Consider the following 24456-nt stretch of genomic DNA (forward strand, 5'->3'; position numbering starts at 1 on the left):
CAATGTTTGCACACCTGCATTTACATACAGAATACAGCCTGTTGGACGGCGCGTGCCGGATCAACCGGCTGCTGGATGCCGCGGCGGAACGCGGCGACAAGGCGGTTGCCATCACGGACCACGGCGTCATGTATGGCGCGGTGGATTTTTATAAAGCCGCAAAGGCGCGGGGAATCAAACCAATCATCGGCTGTGAAGTTTATGTGGCGCAGCGGACCCGGTTTGACAAAACCAGAGAGCTGGATTCCGAGCACCGGCATCTGGTTCTCCTCTGCGAAAATAACACGGGGTATCAAAATCTGGCTAAGATTGTGTCCCAGAGCTGGACCGAGGGCTTTTACAGCAAGCCGCGCGTCGATTTTGAGCTGTTGGAGAAACATCACGAGGGCTTGATTGCATTGTCCGCCTGCCTGGCGGGCGAGGTGGCGCGCGCACTGACGTCGAACGACTATGACCGGGCGAAGGAAGCATCCCTGCGCTATCAGTCCATTTTCGGTGACGGAAATTTTTATCTGGAATTGCAGGACCACGGGATCCGGGAGCAGAAGATGATCAATCCCCGCATCATTCAGCTGTCTCAAGAAACGGGTATCCCGCTGGTCGTGACAAACGACTGCCACTATATCCGGAAGGAAGACAGCAAGATGCATCACATCCTGCTGTGCATCCAGACGAACCATACCGTAGAGGACAAAGATGGGATGGAATTCGCCTCCGACGAGTTTTATTTTAAGTCGGAAGAGGAGATGCGGGCGCTGTTCCCGGATCACCCGGAGGCGGCGGATAACACCTGGAAAATCGCGGAGCGGTGCGAGGTGGAATTTGAGTTTGGCAAAACCAAGCTGCCGCGTTTTGAAACCCCGAACGGACAGGACAACGTCAGTTATTTCCGCGAGAAATGCTATGAAGGCCTGCACCGCTACTATGGGGAAAACCCGGATCCGTCCATTGTCGACCGGCTTGAATACGAGCTTTCCACCATCGAAAAGATGGGGTACGTCAATTACTATCTGATTGTGTACGATTTTGTCCGCTATGCGAAAAGTGTCGGAATCCCGGTTGGCCCGGGCAGAGGCTCCGGTGCGGGAAGCTTGGCGGCATATTGCATCGGCATCACCGGCATCGATCCGTTAAAATACAACCTTCTGTTTGAGCGGTTCCTGAATCCGGAGCGCATCAGCATGCCGGACTTTGACATCGATTTCAGTGACGAACGCCGGCAGGAGATGATCGAATATGTCGTGCGCAAGTACGGAAGCGACCATGTGGCGCAGATCGTTACCTTCGGCACCATGGCGGCGCGCGGTTCCATCCGGGACGTGGGGCGCGCGATGGCGATCCCATACGCTGCGGTGGATGCGATTGCAAAACTGGTGCCTATTGAGCCGGGTACAAACGTCACGTTGGAAAAGGCGTTGAAGGTTTCTCAGGAGTTGCGCCAGAAATATGATACCGACCAGCAGGTGCATGACCTTTTGGATATGGCGCGCCAGCTGGAGGGCATGCCCCGCAATGCGTCCACCCACGCGGCGGGCGTCGTCATCACGGACCGGCCTGTCTATGAGTATGTGCCTTTGGCGAAGAATAACGATTCCATTGTGACACAGTATACCATGACCACACTGGAAGAACTGGGCCTGCTCAAAATGGATTTTCTCGGCCTGCGCAACCTGTCTGTGATCAACGACGCGCAGGAGATGATTCAGAGAAAGAGCCCGGATTTCCACATCAATAAGATTTCCTATGATGACCGCAAGGTATATGATATGCTTTCCACCGGCGCGACGGATGGTGTGTTCCAGTTTGAATCGGCCGGTATGCGCAGCGTTATCATGCAGCTGCGTCCGGAGCACTTGGAAGATTTGATCGCGGTTATTTCTCTGTACCGCCCCGGGCCGATGGAATCGATTCCCAAATATGTGGAATGCCGCCACCATCCGGAAAAAGTGCGGTTTCGCCACCCGCTTCTGAAGGACATTCTGGACGTGACATACGGTTGTATCGTCTATCAGGAGCAGGTCATGCAGATATTCCGCAGTTTGGCGGGGTACTCTCTGGGGCGCGCGGACATCGTACGCCGCGCAATGAGTAAGAAAAAGGCCTCCATCATGGAAAAGGAGCGGCAGATTTTTATTTATGGCCTGACCAATGAGGACGGGACTGTCGAAGTGGATGGCTGTATCCGGCGCGGCGTCGACGAATCCACGGCAATTGCAATCTTTAACGAGATGGAAAGCTTTGCATCCTATGCGTTTAATAAATCCCATGCGGCAGCGTACGCAACGGTTGCCTATCAGACCGCTTGGCTAAAATACTACTATCCGCGCGAGTATCTTGCGGCGCTGTTGACCAGCGTGTTGGACAATACCAATAAGCTGTCCGCCTATATTGCGGAATGTATGCGGCTGGGGATTAAAGTCCTGCCGCCGCACGTGAACCAGAGCGGCAACGGCTTTATCGTTTCAGGAGAGGATATCCGCTTTGGCCTCCTGGCGGTGCGCAATTTGGGCAGGGGCTTCATCAGCGGCCTGTTGCAGGAGCGGGAACAGGGTGGCCCCTATACATCCTTTTATAATTTCTGTAAGCGTATGTACGGCAAGGACCTGAATCGACGTGCGCTGGAAAGCCTGGTTAAATGCGGCGCCCTGGACAATCTGGGCTATAACCGTAAGCAGATGCTGGAAAGCGTGTCTTCTGTTCTGGATTCTCTGGATGCTGACAAACGGCGCAATGTGGACGGGCAGCTCGGCTTCTTTGACAGCCTGCTGCCGCAGACGGCGGAAGAGGAGTTCAGCATTCGGCCCATGGAGGACCTGAGCATTGCGGACAAGCTGGCGATGGAAAAGGAAGCGGCCGGCATGTACCTTTCCGGTCATCCGATGGCGGCGTATCTCGGAGAATACGAGAAACTTCATGCGGCCAAAACAGGCGAGCTGCTGGATGACGCGCAGGAAGACAATGGCCGGTACAGAGACGGCGACAGGGTGACGCTGTTGGGGATTCTGACCAAGGTACGCATGAAGGTGACCAAAAGCAACAGCACGATGGCGTTTGTTACATTGGAGGATATGTTTGGTTCCATTGAAATTTTGGTGTTTCCCAGCACATTGACCCAATATGCGGGATTGATTGCGGAAGGGACGATTGTGCAGGTAAAAGGGCGGCTCAGCATTCGAGAGGACGAAGATGCGAAGCTGGTCTGCGAACAGGTGCTCCCGCCGCCGGGACAATCGGAGCCGGGCGGCGCAGCGGTGCAGAAAAAATCGAAACGGCCTGGGTACTATATTAAAGTACCGAATCAGGAAAGCCCTCTTTATGACAAGGCAAAAAAATATCTGGCGGTTTTTGAAGGCCCTACACCGCTGTATATTTATTTTAATGATACAAAGAAGCTGGTTTTGGCGCCGGCCTCCATGCGGGTCAGCGTGAATGCGGTCCTGACGCGGGAGCTGAAAAAACTTCTGGGGGAGGCGAATGTTGTCTTAGTAGAATGATGATTAAAAAATCCATATAGCGGGTCGAATTATCCATAAAATCATCTTGATTAATTCTTGCAAGTTACGCTATAATAGGGATAATTGGAGAAAGAATCCAGTCTTAGCGCTTTTTGCGCTGCTTTCATCAATATTTTGGAATTATTGTCTAGGAGGATGCGGTTATGAGTATGAAAACAATTGCTGTTTTAACGAGCGGCGGTGACGCCCCAGGAATGAATGCGGCTGTACGCGCGGTTGCGAGAACCGGTTTAACGTCCGGGATGCGCGTTTTGGGTATTCACAGAGGTTATCATGGCCTTTTGAACGGCGATGTGTTTGAAATGGACCTTCGCAGTGTTTCTGATATCATCCATCACGGCGGCACAATGTTGTATACCGCCAGAAGTAAGGAATATAATACCCCGGAAGGCGTTCAGAAAGCAGCCGATATGTGCCGCAAACTGGGCATTGAGGGCGTGGTTGTCATCGGCGGCGACGGTTCTTTCCGCGGTGCGCGCGACCTGACCGGCGCTGGCATTCCGTGCAACTGTATTCCCGGAACAATCGATAATGACGTTTCCAGCAGCGAATACACCGTTGGCTTTGATACCGCGATGAACACCGCTGTGGAGATGGTGGACCGCCTGCGCGATACCACAGAATCCCACGACCGCTGCAGTGTAGTTGAGGTGATGGGCAGACGCTGCGGCGATTTGGCGTTGCAGGTCGGTATTGCGGTCGGCGCAACCGTTATTCTGGTTCCGGAAGTTCCCTATGATTTCCAGAAGGACATCATTGACCGCATGCAGTTTACGCAGAAGACAGGCAAGAAGCATTTTATTATTGTGGTGGCAGAAGGCGTCGGCGGCGTGACGGAGCTTGCAAAGAAAATTGAGGCGAGCACCGGAATTGAAACCAGAGCGACTGTTCTGGGCCACGTGCAGCGCGGTGGTTCCCCGACCCTGCGCGACCGTGTTGTTGCAAGCGAAATGGGCTATAAAGCGGTGCAGCTGCTCAGCGAGGGCAGAAGCAACCGTGTGGTAGTTGTGCGTGACGGCAAGGTTACAGACCTGGATATTACGGAGGCGTTGGCGATGACGCGCCCGTTTAATAAAGAGCTTTATGATATTGCGCTGAAGATTTCCATCTGATTTTGAACCGGAAAAGGCCTCTGGAAAAAGGGTGTTGCTCTTTTCCAGAGGTTTTTTATTCCTGTGGTGATAATTCGATGAAGGCTTGCGAATACTAAAAAAGCTCTTCCAACATGAATCTACAAGAAAACGTAAAAAAATTTAAAAAATGTATTGACAGATTGCGCAAGTGATGGTAATATAATACTCGCGCTTGAGAGTACCGCGAAAAAATAGGGGTATAGCTCAGTTGGTAGAGCAGCGGTCTCCAAAACCGCGTGCCGAGGGTTCAAGTCCTTCTGCCCCTGCCAATACGGCTCGGTAGTTCAGCTGGTTAGAACGCTAGCCTGTCACGCTAGAGGTCGACGGTTCGATCCCGTTCCGAGTCGCCAATTCCGCTGCTATGGCTCAGTTGGCAGAGCACGTCCTTGGTAAGGACGAGGTCACGCGTTCGAATCGCGTTAGCAGCTCCAAAAAAAATCCAGTAACCGTTTGGTTGCTGGATTTTTTGTTCTACCTGGTTTTTTGGAACTGCGGGCAAAAGCTACCCAAAAGAAAAACGGTGTGCTGGAGAGACATAGAGAAGTAAAAGTTCTGCCGGACAAAGGAATGTCAGGCCGTCTGAATCCTGCGGGTTGCAGAGAAAAGAAAAACACCGCGTGATGCAATGTCCTGTCATTCCCACTAAGAGATGAAAACGCACGTTGCATCCAGTCTGAATTTGTGTGATACGGGACAGATGTTTTGTGCCGCCTGTTAACAAACGGTATCCAGATTCATTATGATCGCTTACAGTGCTCAACCAGCAAATAAAAAAGCCGAACTTCTCGTTAAAGAAGTTCGGCTTTTGGTGGAGCATAGCGGGATCGAACCGCTGACCTCTACACTGCCAGTGTAGCGCTCTCCCAGCTGAGCTAATGCCCCGAATAGTCTGCTGCGAAACAGCTTCATAATATTAGCACATATTTTGATAGAACGCAAGAGGTTTTTAAAAAAAATACCGCTATTTTATCAAAGAAAAATACCGTACGATTCAGGTAACGCACAAAAACGGTCGATCCGGTGTTTCTTAACAAGGAATGATTGAAAATCTCTTTGGACTCTGCTAAAATATATTTTTACAAACTTAAAATCTAGTAAATGAGGAGACGAAAAATGGAAGGTTCTGACATAGGAATATTGATTGGTATTTTGGTTTGCGTGGTGTTTTCAGGCTATTTTTCTGCTTCGGAAACAGCTTTTACAACGCTGAACCGCATCCGGCTGAAAAATGCCGCGGAGGATGGAGACAGCCGGGCAGCGCTAACCCTTTCGCTTGCCGATAATTACGATAAGATGCTATCGACGATTCTGATCGGCAATAACATCGTCAATATTGCGGGTGCTTCCTTGGCGACCATTATCTTCACCAGATGGATGGGGGACCCGGGCGTCTCTGTTTCCACGGCGGTCATGACCATTGTGGTGCTGATTTTTGGAGAGATTTCCCCCAAAAGCCTTGCGAAAGAAAATCCGGAGTCGTTTGCCCGGTTTAGCGCCCCTTTCCTAAGATTTCTGATGACCATTTTAACGCCTATCAATTTCCTGTTTTCACAGTGGAAAAAACTGCTGGGCCGGCTGTTCAAAAAGAACACAGACAACCGGATGACGCAGGAGGAACTGAAAACCATTGTGGATGAGGCACAGAATGAAGGCGGCATCGACGAGGAAAAGGGAGAGCTGATCCGCTCGGCGATTGAATTTGACGATTTGACCGCGGATGACATTTTGACGCCCCGTGTCGATATTGTCGGCGTGGATGAGGAATGTCCGTTTGTCGATATTGCGGAACTCTTTGTCCAGAATACCTATTCGCGCCTTCCGGTTTATTCGGACTCCATTGATAATATTATCGGCATGATCCATGAAAAGGACTATTTTAGTGCATTGCACCATGGTGTCACTGATATTCAGCAGGTTTTAAAGAAGGTTCTTTATATCAGTGGTGGGATCAAAATTTCTGACCTGCTGCGCACGCTCCAGAAATCCAAATCCCATATGGCGATCGTCGTTGATGAATTCGGCGGCACAGAGGGTCTGGTCACGATGGAAGATATCATTGAGGAGCTGGTCGGTGATATCTGGGATGAACACGATGTGGTCATCGATTATTTTAAACAGGTTGACGACAGAACGTACTTAATCAATTGCAGCGCAGACCTGCATGATTTGTTTGAAGAATTCGATCTGGGTGATTCCGATGATTTTGAGTCTTCCTCTGTGGGAGGCTGGGCGATGGAGCTTCTTGGGAAAATACCGGCGGTGGGAGATACCTTTACGTTTGAAGGTCTGCAAATCGCAGTGACAAAGGCGACTTCACACCATGCCACGCAGCTGACTTTGAAGCTTCCGGAACAAGAAGAAAGCGAGTCCGCGTAAAATCTTTGGCCCTTTTCACGCTACCATCTTTTCATAAATGTGCTATACTTGATTTTACAAAACCAATTTGCTGGCGGAGGTGGGCGGATGCAAACGCTAAGCTTATCCATTATACTTCCTGTGAAAAACGTGGAACAGGAGATCGGCGGAATTCTGCGGTCGGTTATCAGCCAGGTAAATGGAATAGAAACGGAATTTTTAATTGTTGATATGGGTTCCAGAGATGGTACGGTTCTGGAATGCGTCCAGTTTATCAAAGACGAAAGGCTTCGCGGCTTTGTGGTGCAAAACGGGGACGGCAGTGTTTCCGCCGCTTTAAATACGGGGATTCAAAAGGCGTCTGGAGATTACGTCACCTTTATCTTTGCGCGCCGTTTGTACATGGATTTTCTGAAAGGCTATCTCGACACAGCCGCACGCACGGACGCGGACTTTGTTTTTGGCAGCTTTAGTGAAGACGATGTCCGCACGGCGGAACGCCGGGCGCTCAGCAAAGCAGTGCAGAAACAGGGCGGGCTGGAATATATGAAGGCTGTTATCAACGGCGCTGTGAGGATCGACATTTCCGCGGTGCTACTGCGGAAAAGCTTTCTGCGGGAGAAGGAGCTCTATTTTCATGAAGAATGCCGATACGGCTATGTGGAGGAGTTTGTATACCGCTGCCTTTTGCAGGCGCAGACCATTGTGCAGTCTCCTACGATCCTGACGCGCAACGCTGTGTTTGAGCTGAAACGGGGAAAGACGAAACCGATCGGCAAGGATATTTTTGAAAAAGTGGAAGCGATGCTTCGCGTGGGTCTGATTTTGCGGACCAGCTATAAACAGGACCCGGAACTGCTAGCGCTTTTCACCGACCAGGTGATTCCCAAAACCGTGATGAACTGCGTGGACGTGCTGCTGCGGGAGGGGAATGGCTACAACGCGATCCGTGGGCAGCTGCGGCTGCTGGAGTATGACAAGCTGTTGCTTCCCGGCCGCAGGACGGACAAGGAACTCAAGCGTCAGCTCCGTACCTGGAACCTGATCCCATGGATGTACAAGTGCAAACCATAAAAAGGCTGCTGAAATAGCAGCCTTTTCTTGACAGCGTATACTATGCATTGTATAATATAAGCCAATAGGAGGTATACACCTTGGACATTCAATTAAAGAAAGGCCTTTTGGAAGTCTGCGTGTTGGCGGCTGTAGATCAAGCAGACTCCTACGGCTACCAGATCATTAAGGACATTTCGGAGTGCGTGGAAATTTCCGAATCGACGCTGTATCCGATTCTCCGCCGGCTGGAGGCGGGCAATTGCCTGGAAACCTATTCACTTGCGCACAACGGGCGGCTTCGCAAATACTACCGAACGACGGAATTGGGAAAGCGCAGGCTGTACGATTTCTGCGAGGAGTGGAGAGAGTTGGAGAAAATACACAGCTTTATCGAACAGGCCGGCCGGAAAGCGGCGGAACATGCATTTAAGGAGGAAGAAAAGCGATGACAAAGGAAACTTATTTTCAGACGCTACGGAAACGTTTGAAGAAGCTGCCGGACGACGACCGGGAGAAAATTTTAGCATTCTATCAGGAAATTGTAGAAGATAAAATAGAAAGCGGAATTCCGGAGGAGCAGGCGCTGGCGGATCTGGGCGACGTACAGCAGCTGGCGCAGAAGATTCTTTTGGAGAATCCAAACCGGCGGCCCGGCGGTGCAAAACCCTTTCTTGTGGCGCTGGGAGTGACCGTATTGGTCCTTCTTCTGCTGACCGGTATATTCTACGCGAGCTTTCTTTTGCCGGGAAGCTGGGAAGAAGATCATTTCTCTTCAAGCCTGGAGGTTTCCTCAGAGAGGACGTTGCCCGATTCCTCCGAATCGGAGCAGGCGCCCAGCCAGTCTGCAATGATGGTAGATCCGACCGCCTCCGGTGTCAAAGAGACAAAAGAATTTGTGCTTCCATTATCGGACGTCCGGGAGCTGAAACTTGATGTGCAAAACAAACAAGTTCAGTTGGAGGCGATAGAGGGAACGGAATTCCGCATTCAATACGAAACGGATGAAACACAGGTTTATACACTGCTCCAGGAAAAGCCCGGGGAGTATGAGGTGAAAAATCAGGACCTCAGCAGGAATATACCGTATGACGAAAATCGTGAGATGTATCGGATTACCGTTCAGGTTCCAAAAGAATATGCCGGAAAGCTTAAGGCGGAAACCGGCAATGGATATATGACGGCAAAAGATCTGCAAAATCTGGAGGAGTTAGATTGCGAAGCGGTGAACGCGGAAATCAAACTGGAAAAAATCTCCGCCTTGGAAGTTTCTGTCGAAACAAGTAACGGACGCGTCACCATGGAGACGGTACAGGCGGGGACAAAGCTGGACGTGGAAACGAAAAACGGGGAGATTGAGCTGCAGTCCTGCACGGCGGATACAGTGGAGATTGAAACCAACAATGGGCAGATTTCTCTGCAATCTGTTGAAGCACCCATGAAGACGGAAGTAAAAACCGACAACGGAATGATTGTATTGAGCGGCCTTCGTTCTCCGAACATCAGCCTGAAGACCAATAACGGTGCGATTGGCGGCAGCATACAGGGGAAAAAGTCGGATTACCAGATACAGACCAGCAAGACTCTCGGCTCCAACAATTTGGAAAATAAGAGCGACGGTTCCAAAAAACTGCTGGTAGAAACCCGAATTGGCGCAATCGATGTGACATTTGAAGAATAGTACGTGCTTCCCGCTGGTGCTGCCGGCGGGAAGTTTTTGCCTTGAAGGTTACCGCACAATATGGTATAATAACCGCACGCCGTGACCGGAAGCAGAGCTTCCGACGGCTGGGCGAACATTGAATCATCCCGGTGGGCGGATAAAGGCATTCCAGCCTTGGAAAGGGCCTGCCTTATCCTGCGGATGATTGAATAACCGCACGCCGTGACCGGAAGCAGAGCTTCCGACGGCTGGGCGAACATTGAATCATCCCGGTGGGCGGATAAAGGCATTCCAGCCTTGGAAAGGGCCTGCCTTATCCTGCGAATGATTGAATAACCGCACGCCGTGACCGGAAGCAGAGCTTCCGACGGCTGAGCGAACATTGAATCATCCCGGTGGGCGGATAAAGGCATTCCAGCCTTGGAAAGGGCCTGCTTTATCCTGCGGATGATTGAATAACCGCACGCCGTGACCGGAAGCAGAGCTTCCGACGGCTGAGCGAACATTGAATCATCCCGGTGGGCAGATAAAGGCATTCCAGCCTTGGAAAGGGCCTGCCTTATCCTGCGAATGATTGAATAACCGCACGCCATGACCGGAAGCAGAGCTTTCGAGGGATGGCGAATATTGTCTGATTGTGATGGAGGCTTTGCCTCTTTAATGGTATAATGACTCGAAAATGGTACAAGATGGGGGAGGCTAACTTTTTGGCAGAGATGACCCAGACTCAATATATGGAGGACGTTGCGCAGATTATGGCAATTCGGGCGCGCGGTTCCCGACCCATGGCCCTGGTGCGCACCTATGGATGCCAGCAGAATGTGGCGGATGGGGAAAAAATAAAAGGCCAGTTGGAGCAGATGGGGTTCGGCTTTACCGAAGAGGAAGAAGAAGCGGACTTTATTCTGTTCAACACCTGCGCGGTGCGTGAGCATGCGGAAGACCGGGTGTTCGGCAACGTCGGCGCGTTGAAAAATGTAAAACGCCGCCACCCGTCTTTACTGGTGGCGCTCTGTGGCTGCATGATGGAGCAGGAGCACGTGGCGGAGCGCATTAAAAAAAGTTTTCCGTATGTCAACCTGGTATTTGGCACGCATGTGATCCACAAGTTGCCGGAGCTTTTGTTCCGGACGCTGACGGACAGCAGGCGGGTCTTTGAACGCGGGGACGACAGCGAGGATAAACAGATTGTGGAGGGCTTGCCAATTCATCGAGACGGCACATTCCGCGCCTGGTGTACGGTTATGTACGGCTGTGACAATTTTTGTTCCTACTGTGTGGTTCCCTACGTGCGCGGCCGGGAACGCAGCCGCTCCTCTCAGGCGATTTTAGAGGAGTTTACCGGGCTGGTGCGGGCAGGCTATAAGGATATTACACTGCTGGGGCAGAATGTCAATTCCTACGGAAAGCACTTGCAGGAGGACGTCAATTTTGCCAAACTGCTCCGCATGCTGGATGAGGTGGAAGGAAATTACCGCATCCGCTTCATGACATCTCATCCGAAGGATGCCACCCGCGAGCTGATTGACACCATCGCGGCGGGAAAGCACATCAGCCATCATCTGCACCTTCCGTTCCAATCGGGCAACAACCGTGTATTGAAGGAAATGAACCGCGGCTATACCCGGGAAAAATATCTTGACCTGATCCGTTACGCAAAAGAACAGATTCCTGATCTTTCCCTGACTTCCGATATCATCGTCGGCTTTCCGGGGGAGACATACGAAGAGTTTTTGGATACGGTCGATTTAATCCGCCAGGTGGAATTCACCTCGCTATATACCTTCATCTATTCGCCGCGCGTCGGTACGCGTGCCGCGAAGATGGAAGATCCGGTTCCGGCGGAGGAAAAATCCAAGTGGTTCCAGGAGCTCTGTGCGGAGCAGGAGAAGATTGCCGCGCGCCGCTGCGCTTCCATGATCGGCACGGTGCAACGGGTGCTGGTAGAAGAACAGAACGCCAAAACGGGATTGCTGGCCGGCCGAACGGACGGCAACATCGTGGTGGACTTTCCGGGGGCCCCGGCCCTGATCGGGACATTCGCAGATGTCAACATTACAGAAGCCCGCAACTGGATTTTAAAAGGTGTACTTGCCTGACGGTCCACAAAGCGGAATCAAATATACGAAATATAGAATGGAGAAACAAGATGGATATTATTGAATTGACCAGGGAACTGGGAAAAGCCCTGCAGCAGGATGAAAGATATTTGCAGATGCGTGCGGTGAGTGCCACCTGCGACAAGGACGAGGAGCTGCAAAACCTGATCGGCGAGTTCAACCTCAAGCGCATCGCGATCAACAACGAAATGCAGAACGAGTCCCGCGACGAGGAAAAGCTGGAAAAGCTCAATGGTGAGCTCCGCCATGTCTATGCACGCATCATGCAGAACGAGAATATGACTGCGTATAACCGTGCCAAAGAGGAGATGGACAAGCTCCTGAACCGCGTCAGCGCCATCATCAGTCAGAGTGCGGACGGCGAGGACCCGGAAACGGCAGACTATGTGGAGTCCTGCGGTGGAAACTGTTCTTCCTGCGGCGGCTGTCACTAATTTCTGGTACAAAAAGCTTATCCTGTGCGGATGAGCGGATAGAATGAGAACAAACGAAATCCCGCCGGATTTTTCCGGCGCGGATTGTTTCTTTTTGAAGGAGGAAGAGCGGCGCATGGCGAATTTATCCCCGATGATGCAGCAGTATTTTCAGATCAAGGAGCAGTACCCGAATACGCTGCTGTTTTTCCGTTTGGGCGACTTTTATGAAATGTTCTTTGATGATGCAAAGACAGCATCCCGGGAGCTGGAGCTCACCCTGACCGGACGGGACTGCGGGCAGGAGGAACGTGCGCCCATGTGCGGCGTGCCGTTCCACAGTGCGGAAACCTATATCGCACGCCTGGTTGCCAAGGGATACAAAGTGGCCATCTGCGAGCAGATGGAGGATCCGGCGCTTGCAAAGGGGTTGGTCAAGCGGGACATCGTGCGTGTGATCACCCCGGGAACCGTGCTGGAAAGCAGCATGCTGGATGAGACAAAGAACAATTTCATCTGTTCCCTCTGCGCGGAGGAAAACCGGGCGGGGATCTGCTTTGCCGATATTTCCACCGGGGAACTGCATGCGACGACGCTAGAAGGCACAGAGCTTGAAGAACAACTGAAAAATGAACTTTCACGCTATTCTCCCCGGGAAATTCTGATCAATCCTGCGGCGCTCGCATACAAAGCGCTGCCGCCGTTTATCAAGGAACGCTTGTCTGCCAGCCTGGAACTGCTGGAGGACGATGCTTTTGAAAAAGACGTCTGTACGACGCTTGTTTTGGAGCAGTTTCAAAAAAATGATCTGGAAGAGCTGGACCTGCGGGAAAGCCCGCTGGTGGTGTGTGCAATCGGCGCGCTGCTGCGTTATTTAAAGCAGACACAGCGCACCGGATTGGAACGTATGACGCAGATAGAGCTGTACAGTGGGGCGCAGTTTATGCGGCTGGACCTGAACGCACGCCGGAATTTGGAATTGCTCGAAACCATGCGCAATAAAGAAAAGCGCGGCTCACTCCTGTGGGTATTGGACAAAACGCGTACCGCGATGGGAAAACGGTTGATCCGTGTCTGGATTGAGCAGCCGCTGCTCAGTCCGGCACAGATCAGCCGGAGACAGAATGCGGTGGAGGAGCTGACGGAGGACGCCATTCTGCGGGACAGTCTGGCGGAGCAGCTCACCGGCATCCACGACCTGGAACGGTTACTGTCCCGCATCGTGTACGGCTCGGCCAATGGGCGGGAGCTGCGCTCCCTTTCATCGGCGGCGGCAAAGCTGCCGGGACTGAAAGCGCTGCTGCGGGAATCGAAGTCGGCGCTGCTGTCGGGGATTCATCAGGATATTGATCCTTTGGAGGACATACAGGATTTGATCGACCGCGCCATTGTGGACGACCCGCCGTTCTCCATCCGCGACGGCGGCATGATTCGCCCGGGGTACAGCGAGGAACTGGATTTGCTGAAGGGCGACATGAGCGACGGCAAGGGAATCATCGCACAGATCGAGGCCAAAGAGCGTGAGCGTACGGGTATTCCCAAGCTGAAGGTCGGCTACAACCGTGTGTTTGGCTACTATATTGAAATCAGCAATTCCTATAAAGAACAGGCCCCGGCGGAGTACATACGCAAACAGACGCTGACCAATTGCGAGCGTTTCATTACACCGGAACTCAAAGAGCTGGAGGGCCGCATTCTCGGCGCACACGACCGGTCCGTGCAGCTGGAGCACCAGCTCTTTGACGAGGTGCGCAAAACGGTCGCCGCACAGCTGAACCGCGTGCAGCAGACGGCGCAGGCGGTGGCAAAGCTGGATGTGCTGCTTTCCTTCGCACAGGTTTCCGTCAAAAATGATTACACGCGCCCGGTGGTCAATCTGGATGGCAAAATTGTTTTGAAAGAAAGCCGACACCCAGTGATAGAAGCGCTGCTGGACGCGCCGTTTGTTCCAAACGACGTGCAGCTGGACAAGGATGAAAACCGTGTGGCGATCATTACCGGCCCCAATATGGCGGGTAAGTCCACCTATATGCGCCAGATCGCCTTAATCGCTGTGATGGCGCAGATCGGCTGTTTTGTGCCTGCCGCCCATGCGGAGCTTGGCATTGTGGACAGCATCTTTACGCGCGTTGGCGCGTCGGACGACCTGGCCTCCGGGCAGTCAACCTTCATGGTGGAAATGACGGAGGTAGCGGAGATCATTCGGAATGCCACGGACAAAAGCCTGTTGATTCTCGACGAGATCGGGCGCGGCACCTCCACTTATGATGGTATGAGTATCGCCCGCGCGGTGCTGGAATTTGTGGCGGATAAAAAGACGTTGGGGGCCAAAGCGCTGTTTGCCACACATTATCATGAGCTGACAGCCTTGGAGGAACAGCTCTCGGGCGTGAAAAACTACAACATTGCCGTCAAAAAGCGCGGGGACGACATCACCTTCCTGCGGCGCATCGTGCGCGGCGGCGCGGACGACAGCTTTGGCATTGAGGTGGCCAAGCTGGCCGGTGTTCCCAACAAGGTGGTCACGCGCGCCAAACAGATTCTGGCGGAGCTGGAGGGCGGGCAGGAGGTTTCCATGCCAAAACGGCGTGGAAGAAAACCCGCTTCAGAGCAGGAAGATGTGCAGCTGGCGCTGATTCCGCCGAACGAAACGGAAGTGATGGAACGGCTGCGCGCGCTGGACGTCAACACGCTGACGCCGATCGAATGTATGAATACCCTGTTTGAACTGAGCCGTCTGGCCCATTAAAATATAATTTATAACAACAAGGAGGTGCCGCATGGCAAAGATCAATGTTTTGGACAAACATGTCGCGGAGCTGATCGCCGCCGGGGAGGTGGTGGAACGCCCCTCATCCGTCATCAAGGAGCTGGTGGAAAATTCCGTGGACGCGGGCGCGACGGTTTTGACGGTTGAAATTAAGAACGGCGGCACCACGTTTATGCGCGTGACAGACAACGGCTGCGGCATTGCACGGGAGGATGTCCCCACAGCGTTTCTGCGCCACGCGACCAGTAAGGTGCATCACCAGGACGATCTGGAAAGCATTGCGACGCTTGGCTTCCGCGGTGAGGCGCTGGCGTCCATCGCGGCGGTTTCCCGTGTGGAGCTTCTGACCCGAACGGCAGACGAACTGGCCGGAACGCGGTATGGGATCGCAGGCGGAGAAGAAGAGTTCTGCGAGGACGCCGGCTGCGCGCAGGGAACCACATTTGTGGTACGGGACATCTTTTTTAATACGCCCGCCCGTATGAAGTTTTTAAAAAAGGACGTGACGGAGGCAAACGCCATTGCAAGCGTGATGGATCGCCTGGCGTTGTCTCATCCGGAGGTGTCCGTCCGCATGATCCGGGACGGGAAAGAGACGCTGCACACGCCGGGAGACGGGAAACTGAAGTCTGCCGTCTATGCGGTATTTGGCAAGGAGTTTACAAATGGGCTGATGCCGGTCGAGTACGCGTACAACGGCGTGTCGGTCTCCGGATTTGTCAGCAAACCGGCGGCAGCGCGGCCCAACCGCAGTATGCAGCATTTCTTTATCAATGGACGGTATGTCAAAAGCCGCACCGCGATGGCGGCGCTGGAAGAGGCGTTCAAAGGTTCCCTGATGGTTGGTAAAATGCCCGCCTGCGTGCTGCATCTGGAAATTCCCTACCAGACGGTGGACGTCAATGTCCATCCGGCGAAGATAGAGGTGCGGTTTATCAACGAGCGTCCCATTTTTGACGCGGTCTATCACGGCGTTAAAACGGCGTTGAACCAGTGGGATGCTCCCAGCGTGATGAAATTGCATCCGGCATCTCCGGCTGCGCCGTTTCCGCAGACCAAATCAGAGGCGCAAACCGTCTTGACCCCGCAGAAACAGGAGACGGTTTCCATCAGGCAGGTGGAACCCATGCAGCCGGAACAAAAAATTCCAATGGTGGAGGCGGAGCGATTCCGGGCGGCGCCTGTCCAAACGGATTGGACGGTGCGGGACAGCGGCGCGCCGTCCGGCCTGACCCACAGCTTTGGCGCCGACATTCGAAAGGCGGATATAACCGGGCCGGAGGAGGAAGAACCGCCGGTGCAGTATATGCGTTCAGGAATAGACGCTGCGAAAGAGCCGCCATCGCCCACGGTTTCGGAGGAGAGAATGGAGGCCGTGCAGGCTGAATTACCGCTTGTACCGGAAAAACCGCCTGCCAAATTGGCGGGCGAGGCGTTCGGCACCTATATCCTGCTGGAACGGGGGGACGAGCTGGTTGTGATCGACAAGCATGCGGCGCATGAGCGTATGCTTTATGAAGAGTTGAAGGCGAACGGCGAACAGGCGTTGCCGCAGCTGCTGTTACAGCCCATCCCTGTGACGCTGGAAAAGAATGAATACGCGGCGGTGCTGAATGCGATGGACCTCTATGAAAAAGCCGGCTTTGAGCTGGAAGACTTTGGAGAGGGGACCGTTTTGGTGCGCAGTGCGCCGCTGATTTTGGGCGGCGAAGATGTAGCCGACGCGGTGATGGAAATTGCCGGCTATCTGCAGTCGTCCAAAAACGACCTGACCACAGAAAAGCTTGACTGGCTGTACCACAACGTAGCGTGTCGCGCAGCGGTGAAAGCCGGGGATGAGAGCCGCCCGGAGGAACTTCTGGCGTTGGCAGAACGATTGGAGCAGAATCCGAATATACGCTATTGCCCGCACGGGCGTCCGGTGTCGATCGTGCTGAAAAAGCGCGATTTGGAAAAACAGTTCGGCCGCATTTGACAGAATATGCAGCAATTGAGGTTATAATAGAAATGATGTCGATTCAGACGTACCCGAAACAGCAGAATATTCCCGTTGCGGCGGTGGTCGGTCCCACGGCTTCCGGCAAAAGCCGGTTGGCGGTGGAACTCGCGCTGCGGTTTAACGGGGAGATCATCTCCGCGGATTCCATGCAGATTTATAAGGGGATGGCGATTGGAACCGCAAAGCCGACAGAGGAAGAGATGCGCAGTGTGCCGCACCATCTGATCGATTTTGCCGACCCGGAGGAACCCTTCAGTGTGGCGGAATATGTGGAGCTGGCCGCAAAATGCGTTCGGGATATTTACAGCCGGGGAAAATTGCCGATTCTGGCAGGCGGGACAGGCCTTTATGTGCGTTCATTTCTACAGAATATTCAGTTTACCGAGGAGGAGCGCGACGACGCGTTTCGCGCGCAGATGGCAGCCAAGGCAGAGTGTGAGGGCGTACAAGCCCTTTGGGACGAGCTGTACCGGATTGATGCGGATTCCGCATCGCGTATCCATCCCAATAACGTCGGGCGCGTGATTCGCTCGCTGGAAATCTATCATACAACGGGAAAGACCATGACGCAGCAGTTGGAAGCATCCCGCCGCTTTGCTTCCCCATACAATACCTGTATTATTGGACTGGACTTTGTGGACCGGCAGGTTCTCTACAACCGCATCAATGCCCGGGTGGACGAGATGCTTGCATTGGGCTTGGAGCGGGAGGCGCGCGAGGTGCTGGCGCAGAGCCCTAAAACCGCGGCGCAGGCGATTGGATACAAGGAATTCCTTCCGTATTTTGCCGGGAATGGCACGTTGGAGGAGACGGTGAATTCCATTAAGCAGGAAACCCGCCGCTATGCCAAACGGCAGCGCACCTGGTTCCGGCGCGACGAAGAAATTCATTGGATTCTGGCGGACGAGCAGCCGGATTTTTCGTCCGTCGCCGACGAGGCCGCGCGGATTTTGCGCGCGTGGCTGGAAAACATCCGTTGAACAGCTGATGAAAGGAGGCATCCTGTGAACAATCCTATGCTGAAGCGGCTGCTTTCCCTGTTTGTCGCTTTTTTGTTGTTTCTCTATATAGGCTACCAAATCTATAATGCCAATTACAGTTCTGTGCGGACGGAAACCGTATACAGCAAGATGGAATCGGACACGATCCAGACCAGCGGCATCGCGGTGCGTGACGAAAGCCTGATCGAGCAGCCGGTCAACGGTGTGATCACCTACGTGGTCGAGGACGGAGGCCGGGTGTTTAAAGGCGGAACGGTCGCTGTTACCTACGCCAACGACGCCGACGCCGCGGCACAACGGCAGCTGGAGGATCTGGACAATGAGATTGCCAAGCTGCAAAAGTTGAATTCGCCCGGCGATACATATGCAGCCAATCCGGACTCCCTGAACAAGCAGATCAATCAGCAGTTTACAGACTTGCTGATCGGTTCGCGCAAGAACGGCTTCAGTGAGCTTTCGGATAACCGGGAACAGTTTTTGTATTTGCTTAATGAAAAGCAAATCGTCACAGAAAAGGTTACGGATTTTAATGCCCGCATCAGTTCCCTGCAAGCGCAGCGGAATACATTGGCGGCTTCGCACGGCGCACAGACAGGCACAATTGCCTCGCCTGCATCCGGATATTTTATCAGCCGTCTGGACGGCTTTGAAGGCGTTTTTGACTATCATAACATTAAGCAGATCACACCGGAGGAGGTGCGGGAAAAGGCTGCGCTGCAACCTGCTCCCTCCAACGCGGTGGGGAAAATCTGCGGGGAGTTCAACTGGTATTTTGTGTGCGTGGTCGATGCGGATACCGCGCTGAAATTCCAGGAGAAAGCCAACCAGACCCGCTATGAAAGCAAGCTGGTGACGCTGTCCTTCCCATTTGCAGCGGCCGCGCCGGTTCCCGCGGAGGTAGTCAAGGTAAACCAGAAGGACAAGGAATCTGACGCGGCGGTAATTATGCGCTGCAACAACATGGACGCGTCTCTGGCGCAGCTGCGCAACGAGACCGTGCAGATTCAGATCGAGGAATACAGCGGCCTGCGCGTCAGCCAGAAGGCCATTCACTTTGAAACAATCACCAAAAAGACCAAGGACAAGGATGGCAACGACAACGGCGTTGTCACCAGGGAAGTCAAGGGCGTGTATGTCATGCACGGCAGCGAACTGGAATTCCGGCAGATCATTCCGCTGTACAGCACAAACAGTTATGTCATCTGCAAGTCGCTGACAGAGGATGAGGAGAAGGATATGGCCAGAAAGCCGTTTGTACAGTATGAGGGGCAGGAAGATCCCCCAGACCCGATGGAGGGTCTGTTCACCGACCAAACGGTGCATCTTTACGACGAGATCGTCGTGGAAGGGACGGATTTATATGATGGAAAAGTCGTCAAATGATCTGGAATGTCGTTTTCTGGATCTGGAGGAAAACCTGAAAAGGATCCGGGAGAAAATCGCGGAGGCCGCGGTCCGGTCCGGCAGAACGCCGGAGGAAATTACCCTGCTGGCCGCGACCAAAACCGTACCGGTAGAGGTGATCAATCACGGGATCGAAATCGGCTTGGACCACATTGGAGAGAACCGCGTGCAGGAGTTGTGTGATAAATATGATTACCTGCATAAAGAGCAGACGGATGTGCAGTTTATCGGGCATTTGCAGACCAATAAAGTAAAGTATTTGATTGGCAAGGTCAGCATGATCCAGTCTGTGGACAGCGTAAAGCTGGCAAAAGAGATTTCCCGCCTTTGCACACAAAATGGATCGGATATGCAGGTTTTGATTGAGGTAAATATTGGAAAAGAGGCCAATAAGTCCGGTATTCTTCCGGAGAAAATGCCGGAATTAGTGGAAGAGATTTCCGTATTTCCTGGTATTCAGGTGCGTGGATTGATGGCAATTCCGCCTGCAAATGCCGATTCCACGGAAATGGACCGCTATTTTTCAAAGATGTCCGATTATTTTATTGACATGAAAGCCAAAAAAATAGATAATGTTACTATGGACTATTTGTCCATGGGGATGTCTGCTGATTATGCGCAGGCAATTTTGCAAGGCGCGAATATGGTGCGCGTCGGGTCCGCCCTGTTTGGGGCGAGGCAGTATTGAATCCATTCACTAAAAAATCGGCCGCCGTATGGAGACCGGGAGAATTTATAGGAGGCAAACTTTATGGCAGGACTGGTACAGAAATTCAAGAATATGTGGAATCCGCCGGATGATGAGTATGATTACGACTACGATTACGAGGAGTCTGCGCAGGACAGCGCGCCGCCGGAACGGGAAGAGCCGCGGGAACGCGAGGTGCGCGATACCATCAAACGTGCGCCGTCCAGTTCTTCCAACAATAAGGTAGTCAACATCCATGCGACCGCGCAGCTGCAGGTGGTTTTGTTCAAGCCGGAGCGTTTCGGTGAGGAAACCCGCGCGGTGGCGGACGAGCTTTTGAAAATGCACACGGTGGTTTTGAATCTGGAGAACACAGAGAAGAACGTATCCCGCAGGATCATCGATTTCCTCAGCGGCGTGGCGTATGCCAACGGCGGCAAGATCAAACGCGTCGCAACCAGCACCTTTATCATCACACCGTACAATGTAGACCTGACGGGAGACGACGTACTCGATGAGCTGGAAAGCAACGGCGTGTATTTCTAATGGAAAAACGCACCGGAACAGAAGATGCGGTGCTGGAGGCAAAGCTGGAAGACGCCTGCCGGTTTGCCTCGAATGGCAGGCCGCATTTTATCGGTTTTCTGGATGAACGGCAGGCGGCGTTGGCGGAGCGGCAAATGCGCCGGTTCGGTTTTACAAACTATATGCTTTGGGGCGGAACCGACGAGGCGGAACGCGTTCTGTTTGGCGCGTTTCCCGATTACATGGAGCCAGCCGCGGAATTGTTTCCGATGGAGACGCTGACATTTTCCTACCGGTCCTGCGATGCGCTGACGCACCGCGAATTTCTGGGTGCGCTGCTGTCGAAAGGAATTGTGCGGGAAACGGTCGGGGACATTCTGGTGGAGCCGGGGCGCTCCGTACTGTTTGTGCGGGAGGAAATCGCCCCTTTTTTAACACAGCAGGTTGACAAAATCGGACGCGTCGGTGTGAGAATTTCACCCGGTGCGTCGTTGCCATATCCGGAGCCCCATACCTTTTCTCCGTTTTCCGGTGTGGTGGCATCCGCACGGCTGGATTGTATCGCGGCGCTGGCCTTGGGGCTCAGCCGGGAGAAGGCGGCGGACTTGGTCCGCGCCGGTCTGGTCATGCTGAACCATGAGGTACAGTCCTCTGCCTCAGCACAGGTGGCGGAGGGGGATAAACTTTCGGTTCGCGGCAAAGGGCGGTACGTTCTGGACCGTCTCGGCCCTATGACAAAGAAGGGGCGGCTGAGCGTTGCAGGCAGGAAATATATATAATGGGAGGCTTCTTTTATGCTTACGCTGAATGACATTATCAATGTCACTTTTAGGAGAACAAAGTTTTCTGGTTACCATCCCGACGATGTGGACGTTTTTGTCGATAAGGTGAAGGAATCCTACGACGAAATGATTCGTAAGAACATCGAGCAAAAGGAAGAGATGGAGAAGCAGAAGGAAGAATATGACCAGCTTCAGAAAAAGCTGGAGGTTTTGGCGGGCAAAATAGAAGACTACCGTCAGGAAGAAAACGAGATTAAAAATGCCCTTGTCAGCGCGCAAAAGCTGGGAGACGCTTCGGTTCGTGAGGCGCGCCATAAGGCGGAGATCATTATAAAGGACGCCACCCTGAAGGCGGAACGCATCATTGCCGGCGCGGATGAAAATATCCTTGCGCAGAAGCAGGAGCTGGACCTCCTCAAAAGAGAGACCGCCGCGTTCCGTGCGCAGCTGTTGGAAACCTACAAGCAGCATTTGACCCTGATCGATGCCATTCCGAATGAGCGGCCGCAGGAAATCAAGCTGACCAAAGAGCCGCAGACGGTGGTACCGCAGGCGGAGGAACCCGGTTTTCCGGATGATTTCCACGTGACGATCGCGAATTTTGACGAAGAGCAAACCTCTGCGAATTTGGACCCATTTGCCCACGGAGAGGACGTTTTAGACTGAGCGGCGCAGCGTTCAGCAAAAATTTAGAAATGACACGAAAGAAAGGGCGGGCGTAAGTTCGCTCTTTTTCCATACGAAGAAGCAATATGCGGAAACGTGCGAAGGAGGATTTTATGACAGCAGTGATATCTTTGCTTTTGGCCGCTGTGGCTGTCGCGGCAGATCAGTGGATCAAATGGCTGGTGGCAACACAGTTGCAGCCAGTGGGCTCAGTTACGGTCATCCCAGGCTTTTTAGATTTTACCTACCTGGAAAACCGGGGCGCGGCATTCGGCATGCTTCCGGATCAGCGTTGGTTTTTTATTGTTGTGACCGGGTTGATTACCCTCTTGTTGATCGCGGGACTATTTGTCTATAAAAAGCACAACTGGCTTTCGTTGACAGCCTCTGTCCTGATCATCGGCGGCGGTATTGGAAACCTGATCGACCGGCTGCTCTACGGCTATGTGATCGATTATATTCATGTTTCTTTCTTTCCGCCCATTTTCAATTTTGCCGATTGCTGTGTGACAGTGGGAACGGTTCTTTTGATGCTGTACATCCTGTTTTTCTCCGACAAAAAAGAGGGGAAAAGGCTGACTGCGAAGGATCCGTCCTCCGGAGGGCTTTGATTTGGCGGAAGTAGTGGAAATTGCGGCAGCGCCCGACGATGTGGGGATGCGTTTGGATAAATTTCTGGCGGAAAGGTTGGAAAACTGCACCCGCTCTGCGGTGGAAAAGCTGGCGGAGCAGGAAATGATCCATTGCGGTAAAAAACCGGTCGCAAAGAACTACAGGCTGCATGCTGGAGATGTCTTTTTTGTAACGCTGCCGGAACCCGTCGCGCTGGACGTGCAGCCGGAAGAGATTCCGCTGGATATTCGCTATGAAGACGGCGATCTGTTGGTGGTCAACAAGCCGAAGGGGATGGTGGTGCATCCGGCTGCGGGCCATTACAGCCATACGCTGGTTAACGCGCTGCTGGCACACTGCGGCGATTCTCTGTCAGGCATCAACGGCGTCATTCGGCCCGGGATTGTCCACCGGATTGATAAAGACACCAGCGGCTTGCTGATTGTTGCAAAGAATGACTTGTCCCATCAAAATCTGGCGGAGCAGATCAAAGTTCATAGCTTTACGCGCATGTATGAGGCAGTGGTCCACGGTAATTTAAAGGTGGACAGCGGGACGGTGGATGCACCGATCGGCAGGCATCCGACGGATCGGAAGCGTATGGCGGTGACGGACCAGCACGCGCGCAACGCCGTAACGCGTTATGAAGTGCAGGCTAGGTATTCGGGCTTTACCCATGTGAGGCTGAAGCTGGAAACCGGGCGTACGCATCAGATTCGCGTGCATATGGCGTATATTGGTCATCCGGTGGCGGGAGATCCCGTCTACGGCCCCAAAAAACCGGTTCCCAATCTGGACGGGCAGTGTTTGCATGCGCGTACCATCGGCTTTATCCATCCGCGCACGGGGGCGTATCTGGAAATCACCAGTGAGCTGCCGGATTATTTTACCGCGCTTTTGAATAAATTGTCCGCAGGAGGAATGTAAATTGGATTTAAGTGGAGTTCTGTTAGTCAGCGACCTGGACGGTACGCTGATCGGTGAAAATTTTGTTGTGCCGGAACGCAATCTCCGGGCGATCGAGCGCTTTCAAAATGTGGGAGGCAGTTTTGCCATTGCGACCGGACGGTCGATTTTATCCGGCGGCAGATACGCGGAACTGACCCATCCCAAAGGACCATGCATTTGTTTGAATGGGACGATCCTGTATGACTATCAAAGGCAAAAACTTATATGGGACTGCCACTTAAACCAGCATACAGCGGCTGCTTATATCCAAAAGCTTTATGATCGGTTTCCAACGGCGGGGATTGAATATTTTTGCGTCGAAACCATCCATATTCTACGCAACAACGCATATGTGACGGAGCATTTAAATCATGAGAGCGTGTCATGGAGTGAAGGCCCGCCGGTTGACGCGGACGAGCCCTGGTATAAGGCGCTGTTTGCAGACGATCCGGAAAGAATGAATGAAATGGAAGCCTTTGCCAGAACCTTCTCGCATGAGGATGTGCGGTTTGTCTCATCTTCTGAGAATTATCTGGAGATGCTCCCCGCGCAGGCCAGCAAAGGAAACGCCCTGCGAAAGGCTGTACAGATGGCTGGCTATGACTTAAAACAGGTTTATGCGATTGGAGATTACTATAACGATACGGAGCTGCTGGAGGCCGCGGGTGTATCGGCGGTTCCCGAGAATGCACCGGAAGATATAAAGCGGCGGGCCGACCTCGTAGTGGGACATTGTTTCCAGGGGGCGGTGGCGGATTTGATCGAAGAGATTGAATACAGGCATTCGTAAGAAGATAGGGCGGTGGGAG

The 24456-nt window shown here is 53.0% G+C and carries 19 protein-coding genes and 4 tRNA genes; 22 read left to right on the forward strand and 1 reads right to left on the reverse strand.

Going from position 1 to position 24456, the window contains the following annotated elements:
- The first annotated feature begins 2 nt into the window (after positions 1-2).
- The 5 genes from BN2106_RS06915 (at position 3) to BN2106_RS06935 (ending at position 5079) form a co-directional block, all read left to right on the forward strand.
- Positions 3-3494 carry a DNA polymerase III subunit alpha gene (locus BN2106_RS06915; RefSeq protein ID WP_050697848.1) on the forward strand — a complete coding sequence of 1164 codons (3492 nt, stop codon included), beginning with the start codon at positions 3-5 and terminating at the stop codon, positions 3492-3494.
- Between the two features lie 164 nt (positions 3495-3658).
- Positions 3659-4627, forward strand: a complete 969-nt coding sequence (gene pfkA, locus BN2106_RS06920) for a 6-phosphofructokinase (protein ID WP_050697849.1) — start codon at positions 3659-3661, stop codon at positions 4625-4627.
- A gap of 214 nt (positions 4628-4841) precedes the next feature.
- A tRNA-Trp gene (locus tag BN2106_RS06925) sits at positions 4842-4917 on the forward strand.
- A gap of 4 nt (positions 4918-4921) precedes the next feature.
- A tRNA-Asp gene (locus BN2106_RS06930) sits at positions 4922-4998 on the forward strand.
- Positions 4999-5003: 5 nt separating this feature from the next.
- A tRNA-Thr gene (locus BN2106_RS06935) sits at positions 5004-5079 on the forward strand.
- A gap of 375 nt (positions 5080-5454) precedes the next feature.
- Here BN2106_RS06935 and BN2106_RS06940 read toward each other — a convergent pair.
- Positions 5455-5530: transfer RNA gene (locus BN2106_RS06940), tRNA-Ala, on the reverse strand.
- 231 nt (positions 5531-5761) lie between these two features.
- Between BN2106_RS06940 and BN2106_RS06945 the strand changes: the two genes are divergently transcribed.
- The 17 genes from BN2106_RS06945 to BN2106_RS07025 all read left to right on the forward strand — a co-directional run bounded on the left by BN2106_RS06945 (position 5762) and on the right by BN2106_RS07025 (position 24437).
- Positions 5762-7024, forward strand: a complete 1263-nt coding sequence (locus BN2106_RS06945) for an HlyC/CorC family transporter (RefSeq protein ID WP_050697850.1) — start codon at positions 5762-5764, stop codon at positions 7022-7024.
- 87 nt (positions 7025-7111) lie between these two features.
- Positions 7112-8077: a glycosyltransferase family 2 protein gene (locus tag BN2106_RS06950; protein ID WP_050697851.1), complete on the forward strand. Its 966-nt coding sequence runs from the start codon at positions 7112-7114 to the stop codon at positions 8075-8077.
- Between the two features lie 80 nt (positions 8078-8157).
- Entirely contained in the window at positions 8158-8508 is a 351-nt protein-coding gene (locus tag BN2106_RS06955; protein WP_050697852.1) for a PadR family transcriptional regulator, read from the forward strand.
- Positions 8505-9737, forward strand: a complete 1233-nt coding sequence (locus BN2106_RS06960; protein ID WP_050697853.1) for a DUF4097 family beta strand repeat-containing protein — start codon at positions 8505-8507, stop codon at positions 9735-9737. Before BN2106_RS06955 ends, BN2106_RS06960 begins: the two co-directional genes overlap by 4 nt.
- A gap of 698 nt (positions 9738-10435) precedes the next feature.
- Positions 10436-11818 carry a tRNA (N6-isopentenyl adenosine(37)-C2)-methylthiotransferase MiaB gene (miaB, locus tag BN2106_RS06965; RefSeq protein ID WP_050698453.1) on the forward strand — a complete coding sequence of 461 codons (1383 nt, stop codon included), beginning with the start codon at positions 10436-10438 and terminating at the stop codon, positions 11816-11818.
- Between the two features lie 50 nt (positions 11819-11868).
- Positions 11869-12273, forward strand: a complete 405-nt coding sequence (locus BN2106_RS06970) for a YlbF/YmcA family competence regulator (RefSeq protein WP_050697854.1) — start codon at positions 11869-11871, stop codon at positions 12271-12273.
- Between the two features lie 115 nt (positions 12274-12388).
- Positions 12389-15001, forward strand: coding sequence for a DNA mismatch repair protein MutS (mutS, locus tag BN2106_RS06975; RefSeq protein WP_050698454.1), 2613 nt, complete (start codon positions 12389-12391; stop codon positions 14999-15001).
- Positions 15002-15032: 31 nt separating this feature from the next.
- A complete protein-coding gene (gene mutL, locus BN2106_RS06980; RefSeq protein WP_050697855.1) occupies positions 15033-16997 on the forward strand; it encodes a DNA mismatch repair endonuclease MutL in 1965 nt (654 codons plus the stop codon).
- A gap of 32 nt (positions 16998-17029) precedes the next feature.
- On the forward strand, positions 17030-18001 hold the full coding sequence (miaA, locus tag BN2106_RS06985) for a tRNA (adenosine(37)-N6)-dimethylallyltransferase MiaA (RefSeq protein WP_242846270.1): 972 nt from the start codon (positions 17030-17032) through the stop codon (positions 17999-18001).
- Between the two features lie 24 nt (positions 18002-18025).
- Positions 18026-19405 (forward strand): biotin/lipoyl attachment domain-containing protein, encoded by a 1380-nt coding sequence (locus tag BN2106_RS06990; protein ID WP_050697856.1) that lies wholly within the window; start codon positions 18026-18028, stop codon positions 19403-19405.
- Entirely contained in the window at positions 19383-20114 is a 732-nt protein-coding gene (locus BN2106_RS06995; protein ID WP_050697857.1) for a YggS family pyridoxal phosphate-dependent enzyme, read from the forward strand. The genes BN2106_RS06990 and BN2106_RS06995 overlap by 23 nt, the downstream gene beginning before the upstream one ends.
- Positions 20115-20177: 63 nt before the next feature.
- Positions 20178-20660, forward strand: a complete 483-nt coding sequence (locus tag BN2106_RS07000; protein ID WP_050697858.1) for a cell division protein SepF — start codon at positions 20178-20180, stop codon at positions 20658-20660.
- Positions 20660-21418 carry a YlmH family RNA-binding protein gene (locus tag BN2106_RS07005; protein WP_050697859.1) on the forward strand — a complete coding sequence of 253 codons (759 nt, stop codon included), beginning with the start codon at positions 20660-20662 and terminating at the stop codon, positions 21416-21418. Before BN2106_RS07000 ends, BN2106_RS07005 begins: the two co-directional genes overlap by 1 nt.
- A 15-nt stretch (positions 21419-21433) precedes the next feature.
- A complete protein-coding gene (locus BN2106_RS07010; protein WP_050697860.1) occupies positions 21434-22087 on the forward strand; it encodes a DivIVA domain-containing protein in 654 nt (217 codons plus the stop codon).
- A 113-nt stretch (positions 22088-22200) separates the two neighbouring features.
- Entirely contained in the window at positions 22201-22698 is a 498-nt protein-coding gene (gene lspA, locus BN2106_RS07015; protein ID WP_082236403.1) for a signal peptidase II, read from the forward strand.
- Between the two features lies 1 nt (position 22699).
- Positions 22700-23626, forward strand: a complete 927-nt coding sequence (locus tag BN2106_RS07020) for an RluA family pseudouridine synthase (protein WP_407921742.1) — start codon at positions 22700-22702, stop codon at positions 23624-23626.
- A gap of 1 nt (position 23627) precedes the next feature.
- Positions 23628-24437 carry a Cof-type HAD-IIB family hydrolase gene (locus tag BN2106_RS07025; RefSeq protein ID WP_050697862.1) on the forward strand — a complete coding sequence of 270 codons (810 nt, stop codon included), beginning with the start codon at positions 23628-23630 and terminating at the stop codon, positions 24435-24437.
- Positions 24438-24456: the final 19 nt, after the last annotated feature.

Source organism: Anaeromassilibacillus senegalensis (genome assembly GCF_001261775.1).
In the GTDB taxonomy this organism is placed as follows: Bacteria; Bacillota; Clostridia; order Oscillospirales; family Acutalibacteraceae; genus Anaeromassilibacillus; species Anaeromassilibacillus senegalensis.